Here is a 15,265-nt window from a genome sequence, read left to right on the forward strand (position 1 = left end):
TTTATTTATTTGCATAATCAATTTCAAAAGATGAAGAACTATATATTCCTGCTAAATTTCTGTATTTCAATTGCCACATTTGCTCAAATTAAAGTGAGAGTATTCGATGCTCAAGACGAATTTCGTTTAACTGGTGCTAATGTTTACAGCGATACCAAACAATTTCTTGGTCAAACAGACGAATTAGGAGAATTGGATATCAATGATTCTGTTCATTTTATTGATATAATCAAAAACGGATATTTCTCAGAAAGTATTCAGACTGATGGTAAAAAGTTGGTGGAAATTATGATGAAACCTTCTTTCATTAGTTTGGATGAGGTTAGTTTTACGACAAATGATTCTGTTGGTCGTAATTTGATTATCAAAGCAATTCGCAATCAATCCAAAAATACAATCAGAAACGGAGGAAATATTTTCCTAAAATCATACACTAAATTTTGGAGTACAGTAAATAACGATTCGATTCCGTTTATCATTCAACCTCAAAATCACAAAGATTCTGTCAATAATCAATGGAAAAAATTGTTAGACAACAGTCATTTATTTTTGGGAGAACGTGCAATGGATCATAAAGTTTCGAAGCGTTTTGGACTAAAAAATATCGTGCAATCTTCTCGTATTTCTGGAATGCGTTCGCCTTTGTACGAATATTTGGCGATGCAACCAATTGCGTTCAATTTTGATCAAGATAAAATCAATTTTTTCTTCAAAGGAATTATTAATCCAGTAAGTCGAGAAGGTCTTTCGCATTACCGTTATGGTTTCAAAGAGGATATTTTTATTGATGGGCGAAAAACGGCTGTTATTAGCTTTTTCCCTTCAATCAAAACGGATAAAAGACAAATTAAAGGAACACTTTGGATTGATGATAGAACGTATGCTTTAATCAAAATTGAAGCAGAAAATACGATTTCAAATTATGTTGCAGAATTAGAAGCAGATTGGAAATTGAATAATGGTTCTTGGATTCCAAATCAACAAAAATATCGCATGGAAGCTGGTAATTTTAAGATTACAGAGAAATTATCCGATGATGATTTTATTGATAAAAAAGAAAAAATTTGGATTAATCTTGAAACAACTTTCAAGGATATTCAAAATCCAGCACATTTCAAACGCAACGAATTTTTAGGTTACGAAGACGAAATTTCTTTTCAAAATATGAACGAAAAGAAATGGGACAATGTGATGGAAGATTACCGCGATTCGTCATTATCAAACAAAGAGCGAAATACTTATACGACAATTGATAGTATTGGCGATAAATATAAGTTAGAACGTCAAATGAAATTGATGAGAATCATCAATTCTGGTGGGAAATTATCATTAGGAAAAGTTGATTTAGATTTAACAAAAATCTTAGCGTTTAATGATTACGAAGGTTTTAGACTTGGTGCCGCGTTTAATACAAATGAAAATTGGAGCGATAAATATTCGTTGAATGCGTATTCAGCTTATGGTTTCAAAGATGAAACATTCAAGTTTGGATTTGGTGGAGATTATTATGTAAATAAGCCTTATTCGGGTCGAATTTTTGCAAAATACTCGCAAGATGTTTCGGCTTCTGGGAAAACGCCAATTTTATTACAATCGAATTATACACGTCTAATTTCTGGAGCTTTTAGTAATATTTATAATCACGAATATTTTTCGTATAAACATTATTCTTTTGGATATGAGCAAGATATTTTCAAGAATGTAACCTTCAATATTTCGGCAAATTATGAAAAACAACAAGCAGAATTTGATTATTCTTTCCTGAATAATATAGGTTGGTACGATTTGTATAATACGCAATTAGCGATCCGTTTTGCACCAAAAGACAAGTTTATCCGCACGCCTTACGGAAAAGTGACGGTGAATAGCGGGAAATCTGTTTTCTATGCAATGTTGACGAAATATTGGGATATTTTCAATTCTGATTATGATCCACTTCGTTTCAATATTTCTTATTTTGATGTGTTCGATACGCGAGTTGGTAAAACAAATTTCAATGTAAATGCGGGTTGGGTTGAAGGAAAAATGCCGTTGATGAACTTGTTCGAAGGACAAGGAAACGCAAAACGTAATGATTTTGCAAACTTTGGAGTAGGAGGTTTAACAAATTTCGAAACAATGCGTCCTGGAGAATTTTATTCGGATCGATTTGTATCCTTTCAATTGAAACATATTTTTGCTGGCGTTAAAGTCGGAAACAAAATTATTTTCCCACAATTCGTTTACCGTGGAGTTTTAGGTGATATGAAAGATAAAACAGATCATCAAAATTTAGATTTCAAAACATTGAATCATTATTACCACGAAACAGGAGTTGAAGTAAATAATTTAATTTTCAAAACATTTGGATTGGGAGCATTTTACCGTTTAGGTGCTTATTCAGAAGAAAAATTCCAAGATAATTTCTATTTAAAATTAACTGTAAATTTGAATTTTTTGTAGGTATTTAGATTTTGTCATTCTGGACTCGTTTCAGAATCGTATATATTGATTTAAATTTATGAATAAAGAGTTTGAACTTAAAAAATATAGAGATTTAGTACTTGCGACTATAGATTATTATATTGTTCATCTTGCTTTTAATAATGAAATGAAAGATGAATATATTCGTCTAAAAACTCAAACAGAGGAGTATTATTCAAAAAGAAAATTAACTATTTTAAAAAACTGGTTTAAAGATTTAACGTCTGATTTTATCGAAGATAGAGATTTTGGTTTTAATGAATATTTGATAAAGACAACCAATTATGACATTGATATTTTTGAATCATATTTTAAAAGAATCGAAAAGATAATTGAGAAAGATCAAATTAAAACTGATAGTCAATTTTACGAATTAAAAAATTATGTAGATTATTTAATTCAAAATAATAATTCTGATAAAGTTCTTATTCAAAGAATAAATGAACTTCTTTTGCGTTTTGAATCTAAGAACTAGAATAATTTCACTTCAAAAAATAAACTAAAATCAAAAATCCTTTACATTTTCATTGAAATTGTAAAGGATTTTTAGGTTGGTTGAAAAATATTCGCAAAAATTATGCCTATAATTTTTATAACTTTAAATAATAACTAAATTTGTAAGGATAAATTAAAAAATTATGCAATCGTACGGAATTAAAGCCTTATTAGAAAAAGGCAAGGATTTGTTGCTACAGGAAGTAGTTGTAAATGGATGGGTAAGATCGTTCAGAAGTAATCGTTTCATCGCGTTGAATGACGGTTCTACAATTAATAATATTCAAGTAGTAGTAGATTTCGAAAATTTTGACGAATCAATTATAAAACAAATTTCTACAGCAGCTTCTTTACAAGTAAAAGGAGAAGTGGTAGAAAGTGAAGGAGCTGGTCAAGAGATTGAAATTGTTGCGAAAGAAATCAAAATTTTAGGAACTGCGCCATCTGATGATTTAAAAGGAACAATTTTACAACCAAAACAACACAGTTTAGAGATTTTGCGTGAGCAAGCACATTTACGTTTCAGAACAAATGTTTTTGCTGCAACTATGCGTGTTCGTAACGCGTTAATGTTCGGGATTCACAAGTATTTCAACGAAAATGGATTCGTTTACATCAACACGCCAATTATTACAGGATCTGATGCTGAAGGAGCAGGAGAGATGTTTCATATCACAAACTTGGATATGGAAAACTTACCTAAAAATGAAGAAGGTAAAGTAGATTATACACAAGATTTCTTTGGTAAATCGACTAACTTAACGGTTTCTGGACAGTTAGAAGGAGAAACAGCAGCAATGGGATTAGGGAAAATTTATACATTTGGACCTACTTTCCGTGCAGAAAACTCGAATACTTCTCGTCACTTAGCTGAATTCTGGATGATTGAGCCAGAAGTTGCGTTTTTCCGTTTAGATCAAAATATGGATTTGGCAGAAGATTTTATGAAATCTGTTATCACTTATGCAATGGAAACGTGTAAAGATGATTTGAAATTCTTAGCTGAACGTTTTGACAAAGAACAAAAACAAAAACCAGAAGCAGAGCGTTCTGAATTAGGTTTAATTGAGCGTTTAGAATATGTTTTAAATAACAAATTCATTCGTTTAACTTATACAGAAGCAATAGATATCTTAAAAGATTCTAAACCAAATAAAAAAGGTAAATTCAAATATCCAATCGAAGGTTGGGGAGCAGATTTACAATCAGAACACGAACGTTATTTAGTTGAGAAACATTTCAAAACGCCAGTTATTTTATTTGATTATCCTGCAGAAATCAAAGCATTTTACATGCGTATGAATGATGATGGAAAAACAGTTCGCGCAATGGACGTTTTATTCCCTGGAATCGGAGAAATTATCGGAGGTTCTGAACGTGAAGAGCGTTTAGAAGTTTTAGACGAAAAAATGGAAAAATTCGGAATTGATAAAGAAGAATTATGGTGGTACCGTGACACAAGACGTTTCGGTTCTGTGCCACATTCAGGTTTCGGTTTAGGTTTAGAGCGTTTGGTATTATTCGTTACAGGAATGGGTAACATTCGTGACGTAATTCCTTTCCCTAGAACACCGAATAACGCTGAATTTTAATCAAAATATTTTTACGGATTTATGCTTAAAAATTGTAACTTTAAGCTAAATCCGTTTTTTATATAAGCCAAAACCCAAAATATGTTAAAGCAGGAATTAAATTTAAAATTACAACAAAAACTATCGCCACAACAAATCCAATTAATGAAGTTGGTTCAACTTCCTACGGTTGCTTTTGAACAACGCGTAAAGGAAGAGTTGGAAGAAAACCCTGCTTTGGATGATCAATCTTCTGAATATGATGAAGATTACGGAGGAGAACAGGAAGAATGGGACAATCAGAGTGATGATTTTGGCGACGAGCAAGTGATTGACACAAGTGACATCAATATTGATGATTATTTGAGCGATGATGACATCCCAAATTATAAAACGTATACGAATAATTATAGTGATGATGACGAAGATAAATCTGTTCCTTACGCGCAAGGAGAGAGCTTTATCGAGTTTTTGACATCACAATTATATACGAATCGATTAACTTCGGAACAATTTCAAATTGCTGAATTTATCTTAGGAAATATTGACGATGATGGTTATATGCGTCGTGATATTAAATCGTTGGTTGACGATTTAGCATTCTCGCAAAATATTTACACTTCGCCAGAAGAGGTCGAAAATTTGTTGATTAATTATATTCAACGAATGGATCCAGTTGGTGTAGGTGCGCGTGATTTGCAAGAATGTTTATTGATTCAATTAGAAAATAAAAATCAAACTGAAGCAGTAGAACTAGCAGAAAAATTAATTTCAGAATCGTTTGATGCATTTACGAAAAAGCATTATTCTAAATTGATGGCAAAATATGATGCGGATGATGACGAGTTGCGTGATGCAATTTCGGAGATTGAACGTTTGAATCCAAAACCAGGAAAATCATTTTCGAGTAGTAGTAAAATTGTAGAGCAAATAACGCCAGATTTTACGATTCATATCAACGATGGCGATTTAGAATTATCGTTAAATGGACGTAATGTACCAGAATTGAAAATTTCGAGTGCGTTTGCAGAAATGTTAGATACATACAAAAAAACCGAAAATAAATCGAATCAACAGAAAGAAGCTGTGATGTTTGTCAAACAAAAGTTAGATTCTGCGAGGTGGTTTATTGATGCGGTTCAGCAACGCCGTAATACGCTTTTGTACACGATGGAAGCGATTATGAAATTTCAAAAAGAATATTTCTTAACAGGAGACGAAACGAAAATCAAACCGATGATTTTGAAAGATATTTCAGACAGAATTGGAATGGACATTTCGACAGTTTCTCGTGTTGCGAATTCTAAATATGTTACAACGCCTTACGGAACATTTTTGATAAAAGATTTGTTCTCAGAATCGTTAACAAATGATGAAGGTGAAGAAGTTTCGACGCGCGAAATTAAACGAATTTTACAAGATGTAATTGCAGATGAAGACAAACGTAAACCTTTGACAGACGAAAAATTAACCGAAATTTTAAAAGAAAAAGGTTATCCAATTGCTCGTCGTACAATTGCAAAATATCGCGAACAACTAAATATTCCGGTTGCGAGATTGAGAAAAGAAATCTAAGATTTTAAGAAATATTATCAAATAAAAAAAGAGCTTTTTATAAAGCTCTTTTTTTGTTTTTACCCCAAGTTGTCATCCATTCAAAATAATCTTCTTTATACGAATTATCATTCAATCGAGTAATAATTTTTTGTTGTTTTTCTTTGTTCAAATCATCATCAATTACAGAAAAGTTTAAGAAAATATCTTTACCAATTAATTTAGAAAAGAAATTTTCATTCTTTAATTCTTCTAAAACTTCGATACATTTTTCATTAATTTTATTCTGAAATTGATAAAACCAATCTTCGTCATCGTCGTGTTCATCAACGATTTCTTTGCACATTTGATTGATTTCTTGAAAAGAATTTTCAGCTCCTAAATAATAATATTTCCATTCAGAAGGCTCGTATTTGTAGTAACAAAAATCGTCTTCATCCGAAACTTTTTCCAAATGTTCTACAGAATTTGCCGAAGGATGAATAGCTATTTTCGAGTCGTTATTGCACAAGGCAAAAGCGTAAAGGTCTTGGGAAGGATTTTCGTTATAAATTTTCAAAAAGGCTTGTTTGGTTGATTGCACTAATTTGTTTTTTAATTCATTAAAATCCATTCATTTATATTTTTTTAATCAGTTAAAATTATTTTTTGAAATGTAGTAAAATTCTTTAAATATTAAATCATTGTTAATTTATTTTTTAAAGACAAATTCAATTATTATTCATTTTCTATGTAACTTTTCTACAATTCACACGTCATTATAGTAAACAAACCTAATATGTCTAAATTATATATACCAATTTTATTATTTGCCTCGACCTCGATTTTTGCGCAACAACAATATAAAGGAAGCTTGCAATATGCGAATCAAACGTCTGTTAGTTTGGCTGATGTGATTATTCTGAAAGATGATCAAATTATTGATGAAATTTCAACTGATGATAAAGGAAATTTTGTGGTCGAATTACCCGAAGGAAATTATACGTTTCGAATAGAAGAAGCTGGAGTTTTACTTTATACTCAAACGATTTTATGTGGACAAAATCAAGATTTAGGCGTAATAATTCTTCCAAAAACTGAAAACATTACATTAAATGAAACAGTTGTAAAAAGTCAGAAAAAATTAATTGAAAAGAAAGTTGATCGACTTGTTTTTAATGCAGATTTAGCTGAAGGAGCTAAAGGTGGAGATGCATTAGATTTGCTAAAATTGGCACCTCGTGTGAAGGTTGATAATGATGTAGTTTCGATAATTGGTAAAAGTAATTTGCGTGTGATGGTGGACGATCGTTTGTTAGAAATGTCTGGTGATCAATTGATAAATTATTTAAAAACGCTTCGTGCAGATGATACCGAGAAAATTGAAGTAATTACAAATCCACCCGCAAAATATCAAGCAATAGGAAATAGTGGAATTCTCAATATTGTACTGAAATCAGGCAAAAAAGACTCGTGGAATGGAAGTTTGTCGTCATCATTGCAACATTATAACAAACCATATTGGAACAATAGTGCATCGTTTAATTACCGAAAAAATAAATGGACTTTAGTTTCGAATATTTTTGGTGGTTTTGGTGAATATGATGGAATTGGACAATCTGATATTTATTTTAGAAAGACTAATGAAGTTTGGACTGAAAGAGAAAAAAATAGTGGAAAAAATAGAAATATTGGCGGAAAATTAGGATTGGATTATAAAGTTTCAGATAAATTGACGACTGGTTTTACGGTTGATTTATATGCTGGAAATCGAAAAGGAACTGGTGGCACGAAAACAACGATAAATAGTTTGGATAAAAATGAATTGTTGAGTTATATTCTGAATGATCGAAATGGAAGCAAAGGAAACACGAAATACAATACGCTGAATTATCATGTGATTTATAAAATGGATACGATCGGAAAAAAACTGACATTTGATTTTGATTGGGTAAATTTTAATAATAACAATACAAGTGTAACTTCAAACCGATTTTTTAATTCAGAAGATGTTGAAAATAAAACAGAATATCAAGGAAATAAAAGTTTGTCCGACCAAAAAGCAAATAATTATAGTTTGAATATTGATATGGAACATCCCGTTAATACTTGGAAACTAAATTATGGTGGACGTTATAGTTGGACGAAAAATAATAGCGATAATTTATTTTACAACACATCTTCTGGGTCGCCTGTTTATGATGAAAAGTTGAGTAATGGTTTTTATTATGACGAAAATATTTTGGCTTTTTATGCGAGTATTGAAAAAGATATTTCAGAAAAATGGTCTGCAAAAGTTGGTTTGAGATACGAAAATACAGATGCAAAAGGTTTTTCTCCGCAAGAAAATCAACATGATACCTATAAATATGATGGATTATTTCCAACCGCTTATTTGATGTATAAACCTGCTGAAAATCATTCGTTAAGTATTAATGTTGGGCGTCGTATTGATCGACCTTTTATGGGACAATTGAATCCGTTTCGTACCATTTATTCTCCTTATTCTTTTGCCGAAGGAAATCCGAAATTAAAACCTTCTTATTCGTATAATTATGAGTTGGAATATGCATACAAAGATTTGGCAGTTACAACATTATATTACAGAAATTCTACGGATGAAATCAATCAAATTGTGGTTGTAAATCCAACAGAAAATACACAAAATTGGATTCCATATAATTATGCTGATTCGGAGAGTTTTGGAATTAGTGAAAATCTAAATTTCAAGCTTGTAAAATGGTGGAAAGTCAATGGAACGATTGATTTGTATTACAAGAAAACAAAAGGAATTATTCCTGAATACAATTATGTATTGGATGGATTTAATGGAGAATTTCGTTTGACAAATAATTTAGAATTGAATAAATCGAAAACATTATTGTTTAATCATACCACAAATTATACAACAAAAACAATTGATGCCATGTCAAGAAGTCGCGCTAATTGGAGTACAGCTTTTGGTTTGAGAGCGTTATTTTTGGATAAAAAATTCGAGGTTTCGTTTAATGTGAACAATGTATTTAAAGATAGAGCTTGGCAAGATCAAAGTTTTAGTAACGATACAAAATTTGTTTATACAGGACAATCCGCTCGCTATTATCGTGTTGGAATTCGATACAATTTCGGAAAATCATTCACAATAGAACAATCAAAAAGTAGTTCGGAAAAAGGAAGATTGTAAATTGTTAAAAATAAACCCCAATATTGATTTAAAATATTGGGGTTTATTTTTTTATTTGATATAAATGACTTTACTTCTTTTCCATTTTATAGAACAATAAAATAACGAAACTAATCGCAAACGAAACGCCCATTGCAAGTGCCGAAGCTTTCATTCCGCCAGAATATTCAATCAATAATCCATAAATAACTAAACCTAAAAATAAGGCAAATTTTTCGAAAACATCGTAAAAGCTAAAATAGGTTGTAGTATCTTCTGTTTCTGGTAATAATTTGGCGTATGTAGAACGTGATAAAGCTTGCAAACCTCCCATTACAAGACCAACCATTGCAGCCATTACGTAAAATTGAGTTTTTACATTAGGATCATTTTTATTAATCAAATAACCAATAATACATGTAATAATCCAGATAAAAATCCCGATTAATAAGGTTTTCTTATTTCCTATTTTTCCTGATAGAAAAGAGAATAACCATGCACCTAAAACAGCTTCAATTTGAATTAATAAAATGGTCATAATCAATTCTGAAGATTCCATTCCTATTTCTGAACTTCCAAACATTGCCGCCATCAAAAAGATAGTTTGCATTGCTAAACTGTAAAAGAAAAATCCAGCCAAAAAAACACGAATATTTTTGTATTGATTAAGATCTTTGAAGGTATGTTTTAAATTTCTAAAACTCGATTTGATGATATCTTTTGGAATTTCGCGATCATATTTGTGGTTTGGTAATTTACTTAATGCAATTTGTCCAAATCCTAACCACCAAATTCCTGTTAATAAGAAACTTATTCGAGTAAACATTGCTTGTTGTTCTTCTGGGGCGAATTGTATCATTGCCAAACAAATCGTCAATAAAATGACAGAACCAATATAACCAAACATATAACCTTGCGCCGAAACTTTGTCCATTTTTTCGTCTGAGACAATTTCTGGTAAATAGGCGTTGTAAAAAACTAAACTTCCCCAAAAACCTATGCTTGCAGTGATATTGAGTAATAAAGCTAACCAAACTAAATCGCTTGATGTAAAGAAAAACATTCCGATGCATGAGAAAGATCCTAAATAGCAAAAAAAGCGAAGAAATTTTATTTTATTTCCGATTAAATCTGCAATTGAAGATAAAACAGGAGACAAAACAATCACAAAAAAGAAAGCAATTGCCAATGAAAAATTGAATGCGGACTCTGGTAATAATCCTAAAAATTTAATTGGGTGATCGTTCGCATCATAGGTCATTAAAGTGTAATAAACCGGAAAAATAGCAGAGGCAATAACTAAAGAATGAACAGAATTTGCCCAGTCGTAAGAAATCCAAGCTCGTATTAGTTTGGGATTATCTTTTGTATTCATAAATTTTTTATAGTAATGTTGGTTAAACTTAAGAATAATTTATCAAAAATAATGTTTCGTAAAAATTAATTGTTCAATCTTCTATTCTTTCAGTTCAAATTTGGTCAGTTTATTGTCTTTGTAACAATAAAACTCATAACTATCTTCTCCAATTCTGAATACTTTTTCGAGATGGATTTTATCGTAATTAGGTAAAATTTCATTGTATTTCTTTAATAAATTTTTAGGTAATTCATTCGGTTGAATTGGACGTTCAATCTCAAATTCACCATCTAACGAATATTCCATCACAAAATCGCTGTTTCGCCATTTTAAAGTGGTTTCATTTTCGTCACCTTTACTTGTTGTTGTAAGTTGAACTTTATCTTCTTGAATGATTTTTTGGGAACTTGTATAAAAAAGTGTAATTCCAGAAATAACCATCGCTGCATAGCCAACTTTTCTGAAAATAAAATCGCTAAAATAAGGTAAAATATATTTGACCGTATAAGAAGAAATAATTGAGGCAATTGCAATCGTCAATCCAAGTAATAATGCGTTCTTTGAGTATAAAGCAAGAACAATATAAATGATTAATTTTATGATATGAAGTATAATTTCGTTGGCAGCTCGCGTTGCAATAATTTCTTCTTTTGTTAATCCATATTTTAAATAAAATCTATTGAATAATAAACCTATTGCTCCTGTTATTCCAGAAACGAATCCAGCTAAAAAACCAACAATGGCCAAAATATATTTTGGTGAAGGTTTTTCTTCATTGTCTTGTTGTTTTTTGTTTAGAAATAATTGTGGAACATTTGAAATCAATAATACAGCTACAATAATTTGTAAATAAATTGGGTTGATAAATTTGATTAAATAAGCGCCCATTAAAACTGCTGGAATCGAAAATGGCACGAACCAAAAGAAGATTTTCCAATGTACAGATTTTCTGAAAGCCGCTATTCGAGAGGCAGAACTTGTAAATGTTCCGATTGTTAACGAAAAAGGGACTAACGAAGTTGGAATAATAAGATTGAGGATTGGAATTAAGATTAAACTTGCGCCACCGCCACAAATTGCACTTATCCAAAATGCTAAAATAGCTCCAATAAATAGGAGAAAAATAGTAAAAATCATGACCAGAAATTTTATTCTGTTACAAAATTAGGACGATGATTTTAGAAATTAATGCTTAAAGACTTATCTTAAGTAAAACTTAAGAATAAGTAAATCTTAATTGAAAAAGATGATTTTTCGGATAAATTGTTTGCGAAATCTGTTGAAAATTATTTTTTAATAAGGCTTTAGACGAGGCGATATTTTCTTTTTTCACCCAAGCTTCAATCAGCATATATTTTCTCGATTTCAACTCTTTCGAAATCAGATTGATGATTCGTGTTGCGTAACCTCTGTTCCAAAATTGTTCATCAATCGAATAGCCAATAATCGCTTTGTCGTGAACAGGTTGAAACATCACAGTACCAATCAAGGTTTCAGAAGATTTTTCGATAACAGCAAAACGAAATTCATATCCAGAATTCTTTTTTTCTTTATCTCTTTCCAGCATTTTGTACGAATCTTCGATTGTTTTCATTGGAGCGGTTTCGCGGTATTTCATGGCTTTTGCATTCGAATAAATTTCGAAAAGTCGTGCTACATCAGTGTCCAAAAGTTCTCTGAAATAAATTAATTCGTCTTCCATATTTTGGTTTTAAGAATTTGCTTGACGTTCTAATTTTTCAATCAGTAATGCTTTTGCGTTTGTAAGTGCATAATCTTTAGCTTCTGCAAATGAAACGTTATATTTTCGTTTGAGTGATTGAATATCTTTTGGTAAATCGTTTAAAAGTTTATCATAATAAACATCTAACATTTCAGAAGTTGGCATTTTGAAATCAATTTTTAATTGAAATCTTCTCAACAATGCAACATCAATAATATGTGGATGATTTGTTGCGGCTATCAACAACGAATTTTGTGGCAAATAATCAATTAATTGAATTACTGTGTTCACTAAACGACGCATTTCGCCAACATCTTTGTCATCATTTCCACGCGCTTTTCCGATTTGGTCAAACTCATCCAAAAATAGAATTGCTTTTTCACGAGCAGCTTTATCAAAAAGCATTCGAATATTTTGCGAAGTTTCACCAATTCTTGATGAAACAATATTACTTAAATTCAAAATCAATATTGGTTTTCCGATTTCATTTGCAATTGCTTTTGCAGTTGTTGTTTTTCCACAACCTGAAAATCCATGCAACAAAATTTTATTATTGACAGGTAAATTATATTTACTCAATTCCTCTATATATCTATGTTCTTTGATAAGTTGTTTTACTTGAGCAAGATTTTGATCATCTAAAAAAACATCATTCAAAGAAATTTCTTCCTTATCGTCAACAATTAAATCGTAAATATTCATATCAATTTTACTTCAAGACTCAAAAATAAACTATTTTAATCCGAAAGCCGATTTTTAGCACAAAAAAAGCTTCAGATTTCTGAAGCTAAAATTTTAAACCGTCATATGAGAACTGATTGCAATTCTATTCCAAGCATTAATCGTGGTAATTGCAATAATGATAATCGCAATATAATTTTCAGAAAAAAGTGTTAATGCTTTTTGATAAGTTTCTTCTGATAAACCATGTTGACTAATATTTGTAATTTCTTCTGTCATCTCCAATATCACACGCTCTTCTTCTGTAAAAAGTGTCGTTTCTCGCCACGCATTCAACAAAAAAATACGTTGATTTGTTTCGCCTAATTTCATCGCGTCTTTGGTGTGCATATTAATACAAAAAGCACAACCATTGATTTGTGAAGCTTTGATTTTAATAAGTTCTAAATGTAATTTATCTAATTCAGAATTTGCTAAATAATTCTCTAGACCATACATTGCTTCGTAAGCTTTTGGTTCTAATTTTTGAATGTTTAATCGTGATTTCATTTCTTAATTTTTTACAAAGTTCGTTGATTATTTATTCAATAAAATTAAACTGGTTTAAGAAAACTCTTTCTTTCGGATTTCGCTTAAATATTCGGGTGTGAAACCTAAATAAGAAGCTAATAAATATTGCGGAACACGTTGTAAAAACTCAGGAAAATTTTTCTTGAAGTGAAGATAAAACTCCTCTTTCGAAAACTCTTTCAAATATTTGGAACGCATTTGAGCAGCAGCATTTGCTTTTTGATAAATTTGTTTGAAATACGAATTGAAAATAGGATGTTTTTCGCATAAAATTTCTTCGTTCGTTTTACTCATTTTCATAATAATTGCATTTTCTACAGCTTGAATATAAAACTCAGAACTTTGTTGATTAATGTAAGAAAACAAATCTGTCAACCACCAATTTTCGATAGCAAAATCAATGGTTTGTTCTACACCTTTTTCATTGATGAAAAATAATCGAATACATCCAGAAATAATAAAATAATTGTACGTACAAACTGTTCCAGCTTTATGAATCATTTCTTTTTTCTTCACCGAAAATTTCTCAAAATATTGGACTGAATCGTGAAATTCTTCTTCAGAAATTGAAGTGAAAATTTGAATATGTTTCTTTAACTGACCGAAAGAATTTTCCATTTTATAAGCTTAATATATTTCTCTTTAAAATTAATGATTAGTTTCCGAAAGGACTTAATTTAGTTTAAAATTAATCAGGTTTATAGTCAGAATTTGGAGTGCAATTTACTTGAAATGAATCGTCGAAAGAACATAAAAATAATCTATAAAGATTTGACATTTTTTTTTACTTTTACGAACCAAAAAATAACAATAATATGGCTTCAGGAATATTTGCAATTTTAGATGATATTGCAGCATTGATGGATGATGTAGCGGTTACAAGTAAAGTAGCAGCGAGTAAAACAGCAGGGATTTTAGGAGATGATTTGGCTGTAAATGCTGAGAAAGCAACGGGATTTTTATCTTCGCGCGAAATACCAGTTTTATGGGCAATAACAAAAGGCTCTTTTATCAATAAATTGATCATTGTTCCAATTGTTTTGACACTAAATCATTATATGCCAGAAGTGATAAAATATGTTTTGATTTTGGGAGGTTTTTATTTAGCTTTTGAAGGTGTAGAGAAAATAATCGAGTTTATTTTTCACCGTCCAAAAAAAGGTTCAGAAGTTATTCATGAAGATAAAGTAGAAGATAAGAAGCAAGTTTCGGAAAAATCAAAAGTGAAATCTGCGATTATTACGGACTTTATCCTTTCGATAGAAATTGTGATTATTGCATTGAGTACAGTTTTGGAACAACCAATGTTGACACAAGTTTTTACAGTTTCGTTTATTGCAATTTTAGCAACCATTGGTGTTTACGGGATTGTAACCTTAATTGTTCGTATGGATGATGCAGGTTTTAAACTGATAAAAGCATCACACGACAAAGGAGCTGTTTCTAAATTAGGACATTTTTTGGTTGATGCATTACCATATGTGATCAAAATTTTAGGATTTGTAGGGACTGTTGCGCTTTTATTGGTTTCAGGCGGGATATTTGTTCATAACATCGATTATATTCATCATCATTTACCTACAGCAATTCCAATGATGATTAGCGAAGCTTTGATTGCTTTGATTGCAGGATTATTGGTTGTGGTACTTGTCACAATAGTTAAGAAAATAATAGGTTTAGCTAAAGGTTAGGAGATAGAATAGATTTCG

13 protein-coding genes are annotated in these 15,265 nt (G+C 30.7%); 6 read left to right on the top strand and 7 right to left on the bottom strand.

Annotated elements, in window-relative coordinates:
• The first annotated feature begins 30 nt into the window (after positions 1–30).
• The 4 genes from B4E59_RS05745 (at position 31) to rpoN (ending at position 6,104) form a co-directional block, all read left to right on the top strand.
• The gene (locus tag B4E59_RS05745; protein WP_219034348.1) at positions 31–2,442 is read left to right on the top strand and encodes a DUF5686 family protein; all 2,412 of its coding nucleotides are present in this window, start codon (positions 31–33) and stop codon (positions 2,440–2,442) included.
• Between the two features lie 58 nt (positions 2,443–2,500).
• Positions 2,501–2,938 (top strand): hypothetical protein, encoded by a 438-nt coding sequence (locus B4E59_RS05750; protein WP_280051165.1) that lies wholly within the window; start codon positions 2,501–2,503, stop codon positions 2,936–2,938.
• 163 nt (positions 2,939–3,101) lie between these two features.
• On the top strand, positions 3,102–4,550 hold the full coding sequence (gene asnS / locus B4E59_RS05755; protein ID WP_125349294.1) for an asparagine--tRNA ligase: 1,449 nt from the start codon (positions 3,102–3,104) through the stop codon (positions 4,548–4,550).
• An 81-nt stretch (positions 4,551–4,631) separates the two neighbouring features.
• Positions 4,632–6,104, top strand: coding sequence for an RNA polymerase factor sigma-54 (gene rpoN / locus B4E59_RS05760; protein WP_291051921.1), 1,473 nt, complete (start codon positions 4,632–4,634; stop codon positions 6,102–6,104).
• 37 nt (positions 6,105–6,141) lie between these two features.
• Here the strand turns inward: rpoN and B4E59_RS05765 are convergent, their stop codons facing one another.
• Positions 6,142–6,696, bottom strand: a complete 555-nt coding sequence (locus B4E59_RS05765) for a DUF4303 domain-containing protein (RefSeq protein ID WP_291051924.1) — start codon at positions 6,694–6,696, stop codon at positions 6,142–6,144.
• 165 nt (positions 6,697–6,861) lie between these two features.
• Between B4E59_RS05765 and B4E59_RS05770 the strand changes: the two genes are divergently transcribed.
• Positions 6,862–9,246 carry an outer membrane beta-barrel family protein gene (locus B4E59_RS05770; protein ID WP_291051927.1) on the top strand — a complete coding sequence of 795 codons (2,385 nt, stop codon included), beginning with the start codon at positions 6,862–6,864 and terminating at the stop codon, positions 9,244–9,246.
• 70 nt (positions 9,247–9,316) lie between these two features.
• Here B4E59_RS05770 and B4E59_RS05775 read toward each other — a convergent pair whose 3' ends face one another.
• From B4E59_RS05775 to B4E59_RS05800, 6 genes are all read right to left on the bottom strand, one after another.
• Positions 9,317–10,600 carry an MFS transporter gene (locus B4E59_RS05775; RefSeq protein WP_280061172.1) on the bottom strand — a complete coding sequence of 428 codons (1,284 nt, stop codon included), beginning with the start codon at positions 10,598–10,600 and terminating at the stop codon, positions 9,317–9,319.
• Between the two features lie 81 nt (positions 10,601–10,681).
• Positions 10,682–11,719 (bottom strand): sulfite exporter TauE/SafE family protein, encoded by a 1,038-nt coding sequence (locus B4E59_RS05780; RefSeq protein WP_286495183.1) that lies wholly within the window; start codon positions 11,717–11,719, stop codon positions 10,682–10,684.
• A gap of 79 nt (positions 11,720–11,798) precedes the next feature.
• Entirely contained in the window at positions 11,799–12,284 is a 486-nt protein-coding gene (locus B4E59_RS05785) for a GNAT family N-acetyltransferase (RefSeq protein ID WP_286495182.1), read from the bottom strand.
• Between the two features lie 9 nt (positions 12,285–12,293).
• Complete coding sequence (locus tag B4E59_RS05790) at positions 12,294–13,007, bottom strand: AAA family ATPase (protein WP_115000956.1); 714 nt, start codon at positions 13,005–13,007, stop codon at positions 12,294–12,296.
• A gap of 93 nt (positions 13,008–13,100) precedes the next feature.
• Positions 13,101–13,535 (bottom strand): carboxymuconolactone decarboxylase family protein, encoded by a 435-nt coding sequence (locus tag B4E59_RS05795; protein ID WP_286495181.1) that lies wholly within the window; start codon positions 13,533–13,535, stop codon positions 13,101–13,103.
• 54 nt (positions 13,536–13,589) lie between these two features.
• Positions 13,590–14,174 carry a Crp/Fnr family transcriptional regulator gene (locus B4E59_RS05800; RefSeq protein WP_286495180.1) on the bottom strand — a complete coding sequence of 195 codons (585 nt, stop codon included), beginning with the start codon at positions 14,172–14,174 and terminating at the stop codon, positions 13,590–13,592.
• Positions 14,175–14,371: 197 nt separating this feature from the next.
• On the opposite strand from B4E59_RS05800, the gene B4E59_RS05805 reads away from it, so the two are divergent.
• Positions 14,372–15,247, top strand: coding sequence for a DUF808 family protein (locus tag B4E59_RS05805; protein ID WP_115000953.1), 876 nt, complete (start codon positions 14,372–14,374; stop codon positions 15,245–15,247).
• Positions 15,248–15,265: the final 18 nt, after the last annotated feature.

Source organism: Empedobacter sp. UBA2044, from assembly GCF_002333005.1.
Taxonomy (GTDB): Bacteria; Bacteroidota; Bacteroidia; order Flavobacteriales; family Weeksellaceae; genus Empedobacter; species Empedobacter falsenii_B.